Annotated in this window: 16 protein-coding genes; all 16 read right to left on the bottom strand. The window is 31.4% G+C overall.

Annotated elements, in window-relative coordinates:
- Nucleotides 1-8: 8 nt before the first annotated feature.
- Complete coding sequence (locus ACFVRR_RS05195; RefSeq protein WP_387325474.1) at nucleotides 9-1,802, bottom strand: ABC transporter ATP-binding protein; 1,794 nt, start codon at nucleotides 1,800-1,802, stop codon at nucleotides 9-11.
- Entirely contained in the window at nucleotides 1,799-2,821 is a 1,023-nt protein-coding gene (locus ACFVRR_RS05190) for a glycosyltransferase family 2 protein (RefSeq protein WP_387325471.1), read from the bottom strand. The genes ACFVRR_RS05195 and ACFVRR_RS05190 overlap by 4 nt, the downstream gene beginning before the upstream one ends.
- 22 nt (nucleotides 2,822-2,843) lie before the next feature.
- Complete coding sequence (locus ACFVRR_RS05185) at nucleotides 2,844-3,752, bottom strand: SP_1767 family glycosyltransferase (RefSeq protein ID WP_387325469.1); 909 nt, start codon at nucleotides 3,750-3,752, stop codon at nucleotides 2,844-2,846.
- The gene (locus ACFVRR_RS05180) at nucleotides 3,749-4,723 is read right to left on the bottom strand and encodes a glycosyltransferase family 2 protein (RefSeq protein WP_387325467.1); all 975 of its coding nucleotides are present in this window, start codon (nucleotides 4,721-4,723) and stop codon (nucleotides 3,749-3,751) included. Before ACFVRR_RS05180 ends, ACFVRR_RS05185 begins: the two co-directional genes overlap by 4 nt.
- Nucleotides 4,720-5,760 carry a glycosyltransferase family 2 protein gene (locus tag ACFVRR_RS05175; RefSeq protein WP_387325465.1) on the bottom strand — a complete coding sequence of 347 codons (1,041 nt, stop codon included), beginning with the start codon at nucleotides 5,758-5,760 and terminating at the stop codon, nucleotides 4,720-4,722. Before ACFVRR_RS05175 ends, ACFVRR_RS05180 begins: the two co-directional genes overlap by 4 nt.
- 16 nt (nucleotides 5,761-5,776) lie before the next feature.
- Nucleotides 5,777-6,967 (bottom strand): glycosyltransferase, encoded by a 1,191-nt coding sequence (locus ACFVRR_RS05170; RefSeq protein WP_387325462.1) that lies wholly within the window; start codon nucleotides 6,965-6,967, stop codon nucleotides 5,777-5,779.
- Between the two features lie 67 nt (nucleotides 6,968-7,034).
- The gene (locus ACFVRR_RS05165) at nucleotides 7,035-8,225 is read right to left on the bottom strand and encodes a glycosyltransferase (protein ID WP_387325460.1); all 1,191 of its coding nucleotides are present in this window, start codon (nucleotides 8,223-8,225) and stop codon (nucleotides 7,035-7,037) included.
- Nucleotides 8,226-8,248: 23 nt separating this feature from the next.
- Entirely contained in the window at nucleotides 8,249-9,439 is a 1,191-nt protein-coding gene (locus ACFVRR_RS05160) for a glycosyltransferase (protein WP_387325457.1), read from the bottom strand.
- A gap of 51 nt (nucleotides 9,440-9,490) precedes the next feature.
- Complete coding sequence (locus tag ACFVRR_RS05155) at nucleotides 9,491-10,672, bottom strand: glycosyltransferase (protein ID WP_387325454.1); 1,182 nt, start codon at nucleotides 10,670-10,672, stop codon at nucleotides 9,491-9,493.
- Nucleotides 10,641-11,798 (bottom strand): glycosyltransferase family 1 protein, encoded by a 1,158-nt coding sequence (locus tag ACFVRR_RS05150; RefSeq protein WP_387325452.1) that lies wholly within the window; start codon nucleotides 11,796-11,798, stop codon nucleotides 10,641-10,643. Before ACFVRR_RS05150 ends, ACFVRR_RS05155 begins: the two co-directional genes overlap by 32 nt.
- A gap of 25 nt (nucleotides 11,799-11,823) precedes the next feature.
- Entirely contained in the window at nucleotides 11,824-12,156 is a 333-nt protein-coding gene (locus ACFVRR_RS05145; protein WP_387325450.1) for a helix-turn-helix domain-containing protein, read from the bottom strand.
- Nucleotides 12,157-12,178: 22 nt separating this feature from the next.
- Nucleotides 12,179-13,360, bottom strand: a complete 1,182-nt coding sequence (locus tag ACFVRR_RS05140) for a DegT/DnrJ/EryC1/StrS family aminotransferase (RefSeq protein WP_387325447.1) — start codon at nucleotides 13,358-13,360, stop codon at nucleotides 12,179-12,181.
- Between the two features lie 18 nt (nucleotides 13,361-13,378).
- Entirely contained in the window at nucleotides 13,379-14,008 is a 630-nt protein-coding gene (locus tag ACFVRR_RS05135) for an acetyltransferase (RefSeq protein WP_387325444.1), read from the bottom strand.
- 1 nt (nucleotide 14,009) lies between these two features.
- On the bottom strand, nucleotides 14,010-14,609 hold the full coding sequence (locus ACFVRR_RS05130; protein ID WP_387325441.1) for a sugar transferase: 600 nt from the start codon (nucleotides 14,607-14,609) through the stop codon (nucleotides 14,010-14,012).
- A gap of 214 nt (nucleotides 14,610-14,823) precedes the next feature.
- The gene (gene galE, locus ACFVRR_RS05125) at nucleotides 14,824-15,861 is read right to left on the bottom strand and encodes a UDP-glucose 4-epimerase GalE (RefSeq protein ID WP_387325439.1); all 1,038 of its coding nucleotides are present in this window, start codon (nucleotides 15,859-15,861) and stop codon (nucleotides 14,824-14,826) included.
- A gap of 39 nt (nucleotides 15,862-15,900) precedes the next feature.
- On the bottom strand, nucleotides 15,901-16,989 hold the full coding sequence (locus ACFVRR_RS05120) for an EpsG family protein (RefSeq protein ID WP_387325436.1): 1,089 nt from the start codon (nucleotides 16,987-16,989) through the stop codon (nucleotides 15,901-15,903).
- Nucleotides 16,990-17,006: the final 17 nt, after the last annotated feature.

The raw sequence follows: 17,006 nt of genomic DNA, 5'->3' as shown, positions 1-17,006 counted from the left end.
TTCAACTATTAAATAACTGAGTGCTTTATTTTATGTTCAACTGTCACTAATCTACCTTTATTCAACTTGAAAACAATATCACAGTTTTCAATTGTACTTAGACGATGTGCAATAATAATTAAAGTTTTTTCTCCCTTTAAGCCATCGATCGCTTTCATAATTTCTTTTTCTGTTTCATTATCCAATGCGGACGTTGCTTCATCCATAAAAATTATTTCTGGATTGTGGTATAATGCCCTAGCAATTCCAATGCGTTGGCGTTGTCCACCTGAAAGCCTTACTCCCCTTTCACCTACTGTCGTGTTTAATTGATCAGGAAGTGATTTGACAAATTCCTTTAATTGAGCTTGCTCTAATGCTCTCCATACTACACTCTCATCAATTTGGTCCTCATCTAATCCAAATGCAATATTTCCTCGAATTGTATCATCCGATAGGAAAATCGATTGCGGAATATAACCAATTTTTTGTTTCCATAGTTCTCTTTGATTGTTTAAATCATTTCCATCAATTAAGATTTCACCATTTTCAGGATGGAATAACCCTAGAATGATATCAACTAGTGTTGTTTTACCAGCACCGGATTCACCAATAAATGCCACAGACTGACCAATTGGAATCGTTAATGATACATCCTTAACTGAAAAGTCTCTCTGATTAGGATATTTAAAGGAAATATTGTTCAATTTAATTGATTGAGTGAAAACTCTCTCATTATGACCAACCACTTTTGATTTCTCCTTGCTAGTTTGATCGTCACTATTTACAAGATGATCTTTATTTAGGAATAAATCTTCATAAATAATCGATAGCGCAGGTTCTGAATAACGTATCGCAGTTATAAACCCTACAATACGGGTAATTGAAGGCATTAAACGAAATGCTGCCATAGCAAAGAGTGCCATAGTTGAAACTAGACTTGTAGTATTACTACCTTTAAAGACAATTATTAACATCGTGATTAGTACGATTGTTACCATAGTTGTTTCAATAAAATATCTCGGAACTTGATTTAATATATTTAATTGTCTACTATTTCTTGCACTTTTTTGACTTTGATTAGTAAAAGCATTTACAAAGAAGTCTTCTTTACCCGATACCTTAACTTCTTTACTAGCACCTAATCCTTGATTTACCCATTTAATCATTGCAGCGTTTACTTCTTGTTGTTCAGTACCTAAGCGACTAATCTTTTTACGAAAATACCTAAAAAATAGGAATACACTTCCACCCAGTAAAGTCGAAGCAATTATTGTTGCTAAAGGAGCTGTAATAATTAACAAAACTAATATAAATGAAGTAACAAGAATTTCTGTTAATAACTGAAAACCCGAAATGATGATTCCTTGAAATACTTTTGTAATTTCTGTATTTATATTTCGTAGTAATTCTGATGTGTTTCTTTGTAAATGAAATATATATGGTTTCGTTAAGTATTCTTTAAATAAGTTTCTTGATAATCTAACTTGTTGGTTTAGTATGACTCGTACTTGTAAATGGTTAAAAAATAGTAAGTATATATTTTTAATAAAAAATACTGCAAGTAGTGCTATTCCTGCAAATACGATGAATCCGTTTACTGATTGAAAATTAAGAAACTTATAAACAAATGATAAAATAGCTTGTTCTTTGATTATTGTTGGATCAGTTAATATCCCTACAAAAGGGAAGATTGCTCCTATTCCAATTGTTTCAAATACTGCTGCGGCTATCATCATGAGAAATAATATAAATAGTTTATTCTTTTCTTTTTTATTAAAAAGCATTAGTAATTTACTTAATGAAGACTTCAAATTTATCACCCTTTAAAAATAAATAAGACTAGTAAACTAATTTTTAAAAAGTTTCTTAGTCTTTTTTGAACTAAAATATCAAATAAGCTCGTATTAAACATAAAAATAAACCAACCTATTTTTTCTTTTTTTATAAAATATGGATTTTTTATAAATGAAAATAACCTAAGGCAGAATTCAAATTTTAATCTTTTTAACTCTTTGTTACTATTAGGTATTTCATTTTTTGCTTTGTAATAATATCTAAAAAATAATGGTATATAACAATACTCAGCTTTTTTTTGTAGATCATATTGATTTATTGCCATAAAAAAGTTGACTCTTTCTTTATAGGCTTTAATAAAGTCTAAATGTCTAATACAAAATCCGGCCTGTGTAATGCTATTTTTTCTTTGTAAATAAAAGTGTAATTGTATAGGTATGTATGTTACCTTCGAGCTTTTATAAAGTAATTGATGAGCGATAAATTCATCTTCGTGGATTTTGTTTTCTTCAAACTCTAAATTGTCAAACAAGTGTTTTTTGAACAATTTATTCCAAACAACGACAAATTTCACTCCTTTATTTCCGTATAATTCGTTTAAAGCTTCTATGTTCGTATAATGTTCTTCTTTAAATTGAAGATTAGGTTCATCATCTGATTTGATTTCTTCACCTTCATTTACTTTTAAATAGTCACAAATCACAATATCTGATGAATTTTGCTTAGCATTACTATGCAAGACTTCATACATTTTTAAATGGATGAAATCATCACTATCAACAAATGCAATATACTTTCCTTTTGCTATTTTAAGACCAGCATTCCTCGCTGATGATAAACCACCATTTTCTTTATGAATTACTTTTACCCGTTGATCGATGGCCGCATATTCATCACAAATTTTCGGACAATGATCAGGGGATCCATCATTTACTAGGATTAGTTCAATATCCTTAAATGTTTGACCAAGTATTGAATCGATACATTTATTAAGATAATTTTCTACCTTATATACAGGAACGATTATTGAAATTTCACAAGCCATTCAATGTCACCCTATTCTAAAATTACGATATTCTAGAAATGATTTCTTCTTCATATTTAATGTCGTTAATTCCGTGAACATCAGTACCTTCAGGAACTTCACCTACATATTTATTTTTAATTGCTTCTTTTTCTTTTGCTTTATTTAAAAACCATTCATACTCAATATCAATATGACCAATATCAATTGCATGATAGCCATAATTTGATAAGTCATAAGCTAATACCGTAGCTGTAGGCCCGAGAGCAATTAACACTAGTTTTGACTTATCGTGTTTTATTACCTCTTCAACTATTTGATCATACTTTGCAAATGCGTCAGTAACTGGACATAAAATTCTTTTTATTGATTTGGTATTATCGAACAAATCATTTCCAATTCCTAGTCTACTTTGCTCTCCTTCGATAATAATGACCTCTTTTTGATGCCACAGCTTTTTAAAAGTCTTAAACCTGAACTCAGCCTGACTTTTATCCTTATAGTCTATATAAAGTCGAGTCACCAATGAATCATAATAGACTTTTTTCTTTTGTAGTAGTTTATAAATCTTATATCGATTTAAATTTAAGTAACGTTTCCAATAATTTCTTGATCTGTCTGTACACCAGTCAACATTTTTAAAAACATTTGGGATAAAGACTTCATGATTTTCTTGTTTACTTTTGATAATTTCCCTTAATCTTAAGCTTAACTCATCTGAATATGGCTGAAACCTTAAGCTTTTACCGTTCATTAAATTGAACTCACCATCGCCATATCTACTTATAGAACATTTATTTTGAACAATTAGGTTTAAGCTTTCATCAGTTGTTTTTACAAAAGGTTGGCTATAAAATAAAAAAACCATTCCATTAAATAGGGTGGTAATCTGTTCAATACTTCTTATTTTTATTTTTGAACCTACCACATACATTCTTCGGTATATGCTCATCCTCTTTTTCTCCTTGATAGGAAATTAATTATTAACTTATACAAAATAGGGTGAATACGTGTTGCAAATAATAATATTTTTACATTTGTAACATACTCTTTTAGTTTGATTGTTTCTATGAAGTAATTGTTTAAAATCTCGGTTACTTTTTTATATTCTTTTTGATATAAAATATGATTTGGATCTAGTGAAATTGTGTTTAAAACGGCCATTGCATTATTAGCCAGTTTTAGTGTTATGATTGGCTTTAGTTCAGGATAATATCGGCTTACATAAGTATAGATTTCGTCATAAATTAGGACTGCATCAATACTTTTATTTTTTACTGCCAGATCCATTGTGCTATTTTCGCGCTTAATATAATGATATTTTGGTTCACCAATATAGCATACTTTTTCAATCTCATTAATTACTTTATAAGTAAATGCTGTATCCTCATACATAATCCCTTCTGGAAATCTAAGATTTTCCAAAAGCTTTCTTTTCATTAATTTCGACCAAACAACTTCATCATACAATGCACCTTCAAATAATGCCTTCATTGCTTGACTTCTATTATGAATTGTTAATGGCTCTGATCCATTTACGATTGTTTTGTCGTTATAATGAACTATGCTCGTACAGTTTGCAATATCACAGTCATTCTCGATACAAATATTATAAAGTAGTTCATACATATCTGGTTCAATCCAGTCATCACTATCTACAAATCCTATATAATCGCCTTTAGCAATGTTTAAAGCAGCATTTCTAGCACTTGCCTGTCCGCCATTTTTTTTATGAATTACCTTTATTCGATTATCCTTTTTGGCATACTCATCACATATTAATCCGCATTGATCGGGTGATCCATCATCGACAAGGATAAGTTCAAAGTCAGTTAGCGTTTGAGCTAAGATTGAATCCACACATTTATGTATATATAGCTCTACTTTATACACGGGAACAATAATACTTATTTTGGGATTCATTTGTTCACTATCCTTTCCATTATAAATATTTTACGAATATTAGAGTATGTTCTTAAAAGATGATTTAATCCCCACATATAATTCGTAAATATAAAGTTAAACTTGTTTATGTTTAACTTCGAAGTCTTTACTATAGGATAAAATTTCTTTAAATTTGGATTTTCTAAAAATTCTCGGTAACTTTTTAGGATTTTGTTTTTTAGTTCATTTCTATATTTCTTATTTGGATCAATTTCTTTATTGTTAAGTAGTTTTTGATAAAAAAATAAGATACGGGTAAAAAAATAAGATTCTGATAAAGTAAGTAATGATTGTTCACTAACCCGTTCCCTTATAAAATGAAATCTCTCTTCGTCACACTCTAAGCCATCTAAGTTCCTTAAAGTGAATATTTCTTGTTTTGACATTGTACTCTCGTTTCTTTGTACGTAATAATATTTACTTGCGCCAATAAATACGTATTTCTTTACCAAATAATATATTTTAAATGCTAAAAAACCATCTTCATATAACTTATTAGGAAATCTAAGATCATCAAAGATTTCTTTTTTATACAACTTATTACAAACTGAATTCCTGTATCCATTGTTTAATAATCCTTTTAGAGCGAAAATATTATCGCCAATTTCTAATTGGTTATCATTTTGAATCTGTTCTACCTTATTTCCATTTACAATTTTTATGCCACACTCTACAACATCTGCCTCAAATTTCAATGCATTCTCAATTAGTGATTCAAACATATCATTTTCAACATAATCATCGCTATCAACAAAACCTATATAATCGCCCTTCGCTATATCCAGTCCCATATTTCTTGCGCTAGCCTGCCCACCATTTTCTTTATGAATTACTTTAATTCTATTATCTTTAGAGGCATAATGATCACAAATATCCCCACTTTTATCTGGTGATCCATCGTTAACTAGAATTAATTCGAAATCAGCAAACGTCTGATCCAATAGTGAATTTATACACTTATGAAGATAGGATTCTACTTTATATACAGGAACAATAATACTGATTTTTGGATTCATTCCATTTCACTCCATCTTATCCAATATATTGATATAACTTATCTATTTCAGAAGTAGTATCTACAATTTCGTTTAATAGATTTCTAGATAAGTCCTCGCTTTTTCCAGGATTGTTAATTAAGTATGTTATTTTTTCAAATAACTCTTCTTGGTCAAATTTGACAATTAATCCATCATAATTATCAGTGATTTGCTCATATGCACCTGTAAAATTTGTAGTGACGATTGGTTTATGTAAACACCTAGCTTCAGCTAAAGTAAGACAGTAACCTTCGTGTCTAGAAGTTTGTACATAGAGATCAGCATTTGCTACATACGGATATGGATTTTGTTTTGCACCTAATAAAATGAAATTGGATTCTAACCCAAGCTTTTGAATTAATGTCTCGTATTCCTTGCGATCCTCACCTTCACCAATGCAATACCATCTCACGTTATATCCATTTTCAATTAATTTTGATAATACCTTTATAGCCATATCTTGACCTTTTTCGATTGAAAGCCTTCCAACTGTCAAAATTTTCTTCCCTATGAAACTATTATCAAAGTCAACCTCTGCTAAAGACATTTTATTAATTACACTTGATGAAAGTATATTTTTAAATACTTCTGTTTTATTTACATCTTGTGGTAATTTTTCAATTAGCCTTTTCTTAGCTTCCTCTGAAACGACAAAGATCTTATCGAACTTTTTATGAAGCTTTTTATATAATTTTGTATTTATTAGATGTTTTGAAACATCGAAGTGAACCCATGACACCTTTTTTTTTGCAGTTACCCTGTTGGCGATATAATAATCAATGATGTCAGTAGGGCCTTGATATGCTATAGCAACATCATACAAAGTAAAATCTTTTGGAACATCCTTAAAAATATGGCGATAATAAATATTTCGATCTGCAGTTTTTTTGGAAATTAGGTATTTGCTTAAAAAAGATAGCATTTTTACGTATTGCTTATTATCAAAGTAATCTTTCAAAGTTTTGTGTGGAGGCTGTAATATAATATCTTTAATTGTGGTAAACCATGTAGCTTCTACTACATTAACCCAATCTGGAATATTCTCGAAAAATCCGCCTTTTTTCTCCAAAAGGAGGAGCGTTATATCATATTTATCTTTTGGAATTACTGATAATAGTGATAGAAAAGATTTCTCTACACCGCCTATATTCATACTACTAAGCATAAATAAAACTTTTTTCTTCATATTTCACCCCAAAAATGAGTATTAAAAAACCAGTATATCGATCTAGATGACTAATGAGGTAAATTTTTTATACATTGAGTAAATTCAATTTCTCTAATTCCTTTGTAGTATCTACAGATTCTTTTTGTAAATTAATTTTTATTTTATTTCTTAAAATCTCATTATCTAGTAATTCTTTCACTGCCTTATACATTTCCTCTTCATCAAAATTAACAATTAAGCCTGTTTCCCGATTTATAAGCTGTTCTTTTGCACCGGTAAAATTTGTTGTGACGATTGGATTATTAAAGCATCTTGCCTCAGAAAGAGTAATGCAATATCCTTCGTGTCGCGATGGCTGAACATATAGATCGCATTGCTTCATATAAGGGTATGGGTTTGTTTTCGTACCTAATAATATAAAGTCTTCCGAAACATTATACTCATCTATTAATTTGAGATACTCTGCTTTACCTTCTCCATCTCCAATGCAATACCATTTAACATCGTATCCAGCTTTCTTTAGTTTCGATAATACTTTGATTGCTAAATCCTGACCCTTTTCAATTGAAAGTCTTCCAACCGTTAGAATTTTTATTCCTTTAAAGTCTTCATCAAATCCTGACTCTCTTTCCGCCATCTTCTGGATTAAGCTTGAAGAAATAATATTTCCGAATGTATTAATTTTGTTTTTTATTCCAGATAACTTCTCTATAAGTTTTTCTTTTCCTTCATTTGATACAACAAAAATATGATCAAACTTCTTATACAGATTAATAGCAAACTTGTTATTAAAAGAAATTTTAGTTACATCAAAATGAATCCACTGAACTTTCTTTTTGGCGTTTATTTTGTGCATAACAAAATAGCTTATTAAATCCATTGGACCTGCATAAGCTACTGCTATATCATATTCTTTTTCAAATTTGCGATAATCCTTTAATACATATTTAAAGTATGAACTTCGATCTTTCATAATCTTTGAAAGTAAGTGATGAAAGATTAAATTAATAGCGCGAACCGGTTTACCATCTTTTAATATTTCCTTTGCTTCAAATAATGGTGGATTATTTAGTAAAGCTTTTATTTTGTCGAAATCTTTTACATATTCAATTCGAGCATTAGTTGGTAATTCATTTAAAAAACCACCAAACTCTTCTAACATAAGTACAGTAATTTCGTATTCATCATCATTCATTTCAGATAACATATTTAGTAGTGCTTTTTCAGTTCCACCAATATTCATATTTATGATCATAAATAATATCTTTGTTTTCATAGGCTTCACTCTTTCTTCTTACATTAACCTATTAACTCATAAAATTTTGCTAGTTCTTCAACATTGCCTTTTTTCTCAACTTGTAAGAATTTTACTATTTTCTCTTTCAATTCATTATCCTTGATTAATTTCAATATCCCGTTTGTTACACCTTCAGCCGTCATATCTACAACTAAACCATTTTTCCCATCAATCATTTGACTATAAACTGCGTCAAACCTTGTTGTAACTACAGGAATATTTAGCATACGAGCTTCAGCAATTGCAAGACCAAATCCTTCAAACTTCGAAGTTTGAACATAAAAATCTGCATCTTTTATATATGGATAAGGGTTTGATTTTACTCCTAACAATATAAAGTTTTCATATAACTGATGATTCCTAATATATTTTTCAATTTCTTGTTGTAACGGTCCCATTCCTAATACATACCATCTAAAGTCAACGCCATTTTCTTTCAGATTTTTGCATGCTTCTAAAGCTAGATCATAACCTTTTTGGTGGGCTAACCTTCCAATGGTTAAAATTTTAATACCATTAAAATTATCTTGATAACTATCTCCACTTAATGCCATTTGGTTAATAAATTCCGGATTATTTATATCAAAAATAACCTCAACTTTACTGGAATACCTAGGAAAGGTCTCTATGAAGATTTCACGTGTAGAATTTGATACAGCTACAATTTTTTTGTATTGATCATAAAACGGCTCTTGATAATTCCTTTCATGATCGGTTAAATGATAGCTTACGTTTACCCATGCATATTTTTCTTTAGCTAAAACTTTATCAGCGACATAAAAAGTAGGAATACCTTGTGCATAGCTTATCGCAATATCATATACTTTTTCATTTTTCTCGATCACATTGGAAACACTTTCCCAAAATATTCTTGCTTCTTCCGCTATACTATAATTTTTTCTCCTTATTTCAAAGGAATACTTTAGCCTTGAAAATAGCATATCAAATTTAAGTTTCTTTAATGAGTAGATAACCGAGTCAGTCATACTTAGCTCAGTAAATTTGGTGTATTTAAGAGGGGGTAAAATATTTACTTCCTTAGGAACCAGCTTCTCGAATTCACCACCGTGTGCGAATAACATTAGATCAACGGAGTATTCTTCTAGATTTAATAAATTCAATAGTGTTGTTAAACTTTTTTCTGCTCCTGCTATGTGTAAGGAATCAATTACAAAGAGTATATTTTTTTTCACTAGAAAAACCTCCCTTATACTGGTTTATATTTAAGCAAAAGCTGTTGCAAATTATATTAAGCTATAAAGTTTGTTTAGTTCATTTAAATTACTAAAAACTGTGCTTTTACAATTGTTTACTAATTGCTCTCTCATTTGAGAATCCAAGTAAAGTTTTTCAATGCCATCTGCAATACCTTTAACTGAGAGCTCACAGATTGAACCATCAAACCCATCTTTTACTTGGCTTTTAGCTGTTGGATAATTTGTTATAAGAACTGGCTTCAAAAGAACTTGCGCCTCGACCACTGTAACTGCTTTTCCCTCATACCTAGATGGTTGTACGTATAATTCAGCTTCTTTTATATATGGATAGGGATTTATTTTCTTTCCTAAAAGAATAAACTGATCGGTTAAATTATTTTCCTCTATTAAATCTTTAATTTGTTCTTCGTCGCCTCCGTAACCAACTACATACCAACATATGTTTTTGTATCCTCGATCATTTAACATTTTCAATGCTTTAACCGCGGAATCAATCCCTTTAGCATATGAAAGTCTAGCCACAGTTATAATTTTAAATCTAGCATCTTCCACCATTGGATTATCTGCTTTTTCATTTGCTAATGTATTAATCAATTCAGGAGTTGTAATGTTTTCCACTACGATGACTCGCTCCCCTAATGCTGGATATTTACTTATGAATGCATTTTTGCATTCATCCGAGACTGCTACGATATAATTGAACTTGCTCCACATTTTTACATCCAATGCAATGTCTGTTTCCACTGTTGAAAAATCTGTATGAATCCATGCAATTTTGATTTGGGCATCTACTTTCTCCGCGACAAAATAGTGTGGCCATAAATAACTAATTGCCACATCATATTTCTTACTTTGTTTTGGTAGTATTGGGACTGAATACTTCCACATATATTGCATTTGTTTATATCCATTTTCGGAAGCGTGATTTTTATTTGCCAAATACTTTGCTAACAGTCTAGAAAGTGCAAGACCTATTTGCCCGCTTTTTATGACATCTAGGACTGGCATTCGAAATGTCTTATATGCCTTACTTTCTGCAAGTAGATTTACCTCTTTGGGCAACAACTTCATGAATTCACCTGAGTGACTATAAAGCATTAAATCGACTATATAGTCGGTATAATCAAAGTTATTTAACATACTGATTAGGCTTCTCTCAACTCCTCCAATCTCTAGATCAAAGGATGCCACTAATATATTCTTTTTCATTTAGTTCACCTGTCGAATATTGGTAAATAGCCAATAAATTTGATATTCCTTTAGAAACCGAATATCCTTCTGTTTCGAATCCATTAATTATTCGGTTAATATTTCCTTCTTTATTCCGTGAATTCATTAAAATTGTATTTGCCCAAATTTCTGGTCCTTCGCTTAACATGAGCTGTTTTACCAGTCCAATATTTAAGTCTGCCTCAGGCTGTATTGCTTCAGATACAATACAAGGTATACCACTAGCTTGGGCCTCTAAAAGAACAAGTCCTAATCCCTCGTACAAAGATGGAAAAACAAATAAATCCATACTATGTAATAGCGTTGGTATGTCTTCCCTAACACCTACAAATTTAATGTTCTCATCAATTCCAAACTTTTCAACTTCCTCTTCAATACTTGCTCTTAATTCCCCATCTCCAACTAATAACAAGGAAATGTTTTTTTGTTTTTTTAAAATGTGCTTCATTATCTCAATTAAGAACAAATGATTTTTTGCATCCATAAACCTACCGATATGTCCAATTACAAAACTATTTTCTAAATCAGCTTCCTTTTTGAAGTTCTTCACTTCTTTTAATGGCGGTTCTAGAAATTTTTTATAATCTATTACATTCGGATAATAGGAATATCTTGTTTTTACTAATTCTTTCTCTCCAAATAAATATCGTCCAGCACCATTACTACATGACAACAATTTAGTTGAAGTTACATTGATGAGCTTTCGCATTATTCCTTTATAGATTGTTCTAATTATAGATTGATTAGTATCTAAGGTTGTATGTGCATGTGATATTCTAATCTTTATACCTGCTAATTGCGCCGCTAAATTGGCTATACCACAATTAAATAGTGTATGTGCGTGAACTACATCATACGGACCGTACTTTTTAATCGCCGCATAAATTTCTTTTACTGAGTATGTTTTTGCCAATCTTATAATGCGTCCGCCTAATCTTTCAATTTCTTGATCGTAGTGTGCTTCATTTTGACTATAAGAAATAAAATCAAATTGAATTTTGTTCCGATCTATATTTCGGTATATATTCATTAGCATTGTTTCGGTCCCTGCTCTATTCATTGCACCAACAACATGTAGGACCTTTAAGGGCTTTGTTTTATCCATACATAACTCCCTTTTGCATTTCTTATCAATAGTTTTTAGAGTTTTTCCATTTCACGAATTCAAATACTTTTTTATATTCTCTTAATTCTTCTCTTCCAATGCCAATTTCAACTAATTCCTTTATAAGGTCAATATAGTCATTTTCGAGTTTATTATTTTCTTTATTAGTCCCAAGTAATGTTCTAAAATCAACTCCTAATACCTTCGAAATCTTTTCTACAACTTGAATAGACGGATTATCGTTTAATTCACGCTCAATATTGCTTAAATAAGACTTAGAAATATTAGCTTTTTCTGCAAGTTCTGATAAAGTAAGTCCCTTTTTGATACGAATTTCCTGAATGTTTTTTCCTATCATTTTTGGCACCTCGGCTGTTCCTTCATAGAATGCCCTCCCTACAAGCTACTTTATAAAATACTTTTTTGATACAGCTTATTACTCTACTTTGATCATCAAACGATAGATTCGATCCTGAAGGTAAACAAATTCCAGTTTTGAACAACCTCTCTGCAACATGGTTATTTTCTTCGTGAGAATAATAACGAACTCCATTGAATAGAGGTTGCATATGTAATGGCTTCCACACTGGTCTTGCTTCAATATTTTCTTCTTCTAATACATCTAATAGATTATTTACCGATAGCTTGGATTCTTCTTCTTTAATCGTTAATGCCGTAAGCCAACGGTTACTGCGTGTATTTGCTAACTCTGGCATAAAAGTTAGACCTGGTAAATCCCTTAGCTCCTCAAAGTAGCGTTGAAAAATCTTTCTTCTAGTTTCAACTCGCTCCTCTAATACTTGTAATTGAGCCCTGCCAACCCCTGCTAAAATATTACTCATCCTATAATTGTAACCAACTACGCTATGTTGGTAATGTCGCGCATCATCCCTAGCTTGAGTCGCTAAAAATCTTGCTCTTTGTATTAACTCAGTATTATTTGAGACAAGTGCTCCGCCACCAGATGTCGTAATAATTTTATTTCCATTAAAGGAAAAAATACTAAAATGACCAAAAGTACCACTAACTCTTCCTTTATAAGTAGAACCTAGTGATTCAGCAGCGTCCTCAATAATAGGTATATTGTACCTGGCACATAACGATTGAATTTCATCCATTTTTGCAACTTGTCCATATAGATTAACAACGATTACTGCTTTTGGAAGGGTTCCCTCTAAATAAGCGTCATATAATGCTCTTTCAAGTGCTCTTGGTGACATATTCCATGTATCGGGCTCCGAGTCTATAAATATTGGTTTGGCCCCTTGATAGATTATTGGGTTAGCACTAGCCACAAAGGTAAGACTGGAACAAAATACCTTATCGCCTTTTGTGACATTTAATAAAGAAAGAGCCAAATGAATTGCAGCTGTTCCCGAACTAACAGCTAACGCCTCATTGGCTCCTACATAATTAATAATATCTTTTTCAAATCCATCGACATTGGGTCCAAGTGGTGCAATCCAATTCGTATTAAATGCTTCCTGTATATACTTTATCTCCTCTCCGCTCATATGAGGAGGAGATAAATAAATTCTTGATAAGGTCAATTCACTTACCACCTTTTCGAAAAATTTAATCTATAAATTTAAATTTTTAATAATTCTAGCCGGGCAGCCTACTACTGTACTAAGAGATGGAATATCGTGAATAACCGTAGAACCCGCTCCTACAATTGACCAACACCCTACTTTAATTCCAGGAATAATAGTCGCTGATGCCCCAATATGTGCACCATCTTCAACTAAAACGTTTCCTGTTAAAGTAGCATTTGGAGAGACATGCGTATAGTCACCGATTTGATTATCATGTTCAATTATTGCGCCAGTATTAATTACACAATGGTCGCCAATTTGCGCTTGTGCATTAATAACCACATTCGGCATGACCACTGTTCCGTATCCAATTCTAGTCGTAGTGCTAACAACCGCTGAAGGATGAACAGCTGTTAAGTACTGTTCTTTTTTAATATTAATTGAACTAACTATATTTTTTCTAAGCTTGTTGTCTCCTATTGCAATGACTAATTTAGTGTCTTGATCTAGGAATTTTTTGAGAGAAACAAATGGAGCATATATAATCCCACTCTCATGTTTTTCAGCCTTATATTTGTCATCTAATATAGCAATAATCTCATTTCCCTTTATTGAGTAAATGATGTCTTGGATAACTTTGCTATGTCCCCCATTACCTAAAATAATTATCTTCATATTACATCACTTCATTAGAACCAGTGAATTTTTCCATTGTCACTTGCCCCTCCTGTGAAATTCCTTCTTTCTTTATAACTTTAATGGCTGTTTTAATGAGGATTTTTAAGTCTAAAAGGAGATTTTTATTTTTCACATACCATACGTCCATTTTAAATTTCTCCTCCCATGTAAGTGAATTGCGTCCATTTACTTGGGCCCAACCTGTAATCCCAGGCTTTACATTATGTCTTAACATTTGTTCTTCTGTATATAAAGATAGATATTCCATTAAAAATGGTCTAGGTCCGACTAAACTCATTTCCCCTTTAACCACGTTGATTAATTGTGGAAACTCATCAATACTATACTTTCTTAAAAACTTCCCGAAAGCAGTTAAGCGTAATTCATCCGATAGGAGGTTTCCCTCTGAATCATGCAAATCGCTCATTGTCCGAAATTTATACAAGTAAAATGGTTTACCATTTAAACCAGGGCGCTGTTGAGTAAATAATATAGGAGCACCCATATTTAATTTAACAAAAATTGCTACGACTATTAGAGGTAGCGATAGCAACAGCAATATTACTATTGAAAATCCTAAATCTATTACTCTCTTCATTTTTAGTTTACTCCTAAAAATTAATTACTTCGTTTCCACTAAATTGTTTGTACAATCATTAAGATCGTTTTTTCATATCATTTATAACATCAATCGTATTTAGTTAACTCGATAGGCTTCCTCTACAGTAAAAGAGTTTTAGAATATCTATTAATTGTTGTTGTGATAAATTAATTGATTCCATTTTTTCCTCCCAAACAAAAAAAACACTGCATTATTGCACTGTAACTTGTTCAATCTCTTCAGTATATCCGTTCGGATTATTTTTTTGCCATCTCCATGTATCTTCACACATTAAATGAATTCCTTTAGTAGCTGTAAAGCCAAGTTTTTGCATAGCCTTTGTTGGATTCGCATAACAAACTGCAACATCACCAGGACGTCTCTCTTTAATTCTATAAGGAATCTTTTTACCAGATGCTATTTCAAAAGCTTCAATCATTTCTAGAACACTATAGCCAGTGCCTGTACCAATGTTATATGCTTCAATTCCAGTGTTGTTTTCTAAGTTTTTAAGTGCTTTAATATGACCAATTGCTAAATCTACCACATGAATATAGTCCCTCACACCTGTGCCGTCTATTGTTGGATAGTCGTTTCCAAAAATATTTAATTGCTCCAATTTCCCTACTGCTACTTGTGAAATGAACGGCATTAAGTTATTCGGAATACCATTTGGATCTTCACCAATTAAACCGCTATGATGTGCACCAATCGGATTAAAATATCTCAATAATGCTATTCTCCAAGTATGGTCTGATTCGTATAAGTCCCTAAGGAATTCCTCAATCATAAGCTTAGTTCGTCCGTATGGATTAGAGGCACCTAATATACTACTCTCTGGTATCGGTGATTCATTTGTTGAACCATAGACTGTGGCAGAAGAACTAAAAACAAGTTTTTTCACTTCATATTTTCTCATCATCTCGCAAAGGTTAATCGTTCCTGTAATATTGTTATAATAGTAATTAATAGGAGTTTGGACTGATTCGCCTACCGCTTTAAGTCCAGCAAAATGGATGACAGCCGATATTTTATTCTGAGAAAATATATTTTCTAACTCACCTCTATTTAATAGGTCAATATTATATGTTCTAAATGACTTACCCGTTATCTCTGACACTCTTTTCAATGCTTCTGGCTTACTATTTGAAAAGTTATCTAGAACAATAATTTCATTGCCACTTTGTAATAACTCTACGCAAGTGTGACTCCCTATATATCCTGCTCCTCCAGTTACAAGAATTGCCATTTATTTTCCCTCCTATAAAAGACTAAAAAACGATCACTTTTACCAGTTTAAATTAATATAATTGCTGAAATATTGTATTTGCAGACTAATTACATTTTCATAGTAATAATAAAAAAAGTAGCAAATTACTATGCCATAATAGATTAACTTTTGATCTCTTACTCTAAATAATTTCACAATCCATGAAATTAAAATTAGTTGATAAAAACTAAAATAAATTGAAATTCTTGCAAATATCCAATTTTGCGTTGAAATAAGCATAAAGACAAATCCAAGTAAAGCCATATTGACAACAATATCACTCTTTGGATTCATTTCTCTTAACTTCTCTCTTCCCATAAAAGCAATTAATAGCGGTATTGAGGTTACTGCAACTCTTATAATGCTAGCTCCACCTTCTTGAAAGTTTTTATAGACTGCATACTGGGTATCTTGAATTGCGTTAAACAAATAAGTTGATAGTTGATTAAATCCAATAATGAATACGATTGAAAATAACAATAAGGCGATTGTAACCTTTGACCATGCTTTAAAACGCACAAGAAAATAAATTGGAATTAAAATAAGTGCAGTTTGATGGAATAAAGAAGCAAGTAATATAACGAGTAGATAGCGTTTAAAACTACCTTCCAGCAAAAGTCGAATGCCTGCAAAAGCAATGGAGGCAGCAAGTACTTGTCTGATTCCATTCATGGAGACCAGAAACAACCCACCAGTTATATACACATAAACGCTCAATTCAAAAATTCTTGAGTAATTATACAATGTAAAAATAACCAATACATTCGTGATAATCGCTGTTGTAATTAACAATATTTGAGGATTTGAAGAAAAATATTTTAAAATCATTTGCAAAACGCCGAATCCAATATCCTTAGACTCTAAAATATAGTTCCATGTAAAGTTATGTCTTTTATAGATATCCACATATGCATATGTATCCCCAATATTTGATCTAAGTCCCGATACGCAAACTAGAGTTACTAATGCAACAAACGCCAACGTTTTATTAGGTTTTATATAGACTGATGATAAAGTTGCGGTGCTAGATATGCTGGCCCTTGAGGCTACTCGTGCCATGAATGAAAAAACAAATACAATTGCTAAATTGAACCAAAATATAGTCATACCAATATCCTTCCAAA

The organism is Gottfriedia sp. NPDC057948 (genome assembly GCF_042887255.1).
GTDB lineage: Bacteria > Bacillota > Bacilli > Bacillales > Bacillaceae_G > Gottfriedia.
Note: the sequence above shows the minus strand (reverse complement) of the source record. Positions and strands in the feature narration are given on the sequence as shown.

What these genes read in the sequence shown, in the direction of transcription:
- ACFVRR_RS05190 (WP_387325471.1), bottom strand. Translation starts at nt 2,821, where the DNA reads ATGGCTTGTGAAATTTCAATAATCGTTCCTGTATATAAGGTAGAAAAT.
- ACFVRR_RS05185 (WP_387325469.1), bottom strand. Translation starts at nt 3,752, where the DNA reads ATGAGCATATACCGAAGAATGTATGTGGTAGGTTCAAAAATAAAAATA.
- ACFVRR_RS05180 (WP_387325467.1), bottom strand. Translation starts at nt 4,723, where the DNA reads ATGAATCCCAAAATAAGTATTATTGTTCCCGTGTATAAAGTAGAGCTA.
- ACFVRR_RS05175 (WP_387325465.1), bottom strand. Translation starts at nt 5,760, where the DNA reads ATGAATCCAAAAATCAGTATTATTGTTCCTGTATATAAAGTAGAATCC.
- ACFVRR_RS05170 (WP_387325462.1), bottom strand. Translation starts at nt 6,967, where the DNA reads ATGAAGAAAAAAGTTTTATTTATGCTTAGTAGTATGAATATAGGCGGT.
- ACFVRR_RS05165 (WP_387325460.1), bottom strand. Translation starts at nt 8,225, where the DNA reads ATGAAAACAAAGATATTATTTATGATCATAAATATGAATATTGGTGGA.
- ACFVRR_RS05155 (WP_387325454.1), bottom strand. Translation starts at nt 10,672, where the DNA reads ATGAAAAAGAATATATTAGTGGCATCCTTTGATCTAGAGATTGGAGGA.
- ACFVRR_RS05150 (WP_387325452.1), bottom strand. Translation starts at nt 11,798, where the DNA reads ATGGATAAAACAAAGCCCTTAAAGGTCCTACATGTTGTTGGTGCAATG.
- ACFVRR_RS05145 (WP_387325450.1), bottom strand. Translation starts at nt 12,156, where the DNA reads ATGATAGGAAAAAACATTCAGGAAATTCGTATCAAAAAGGGACTTACT.
- ACFVRR_RS05135 (WP_387325444.1), bottom strand. Translation starts at nt 14,008, where the DNA reads ATGAAGATAATTATTTTAGGTAATGGGGGACATAGCAAAGTTATCCAA.
- ACFVRR_RS05130 (WP_387325441.1), bottom strand. Translation starts at nt 14,609, where the DNA reads ATGAAGAGAGTAATAGATTTAGGATTTTCAATAGTAATATTGCTGTTG.
- galE (WP_387325439.1), bottom strand. Translation starts at nt 15,861, where the DNA reads ATGGCAATTCTTGTAACTGGAGGAGCAGGATATATAGGGAGTCACACT.
- ACFVRR_RS05120 (WP_387325436.1), bottom strand. Translation starts at nt 16,989, where the DNA reads ATGACTATATTTTGGTTCAATTTAGCAATTGTATTTGTTTTTTCATTC.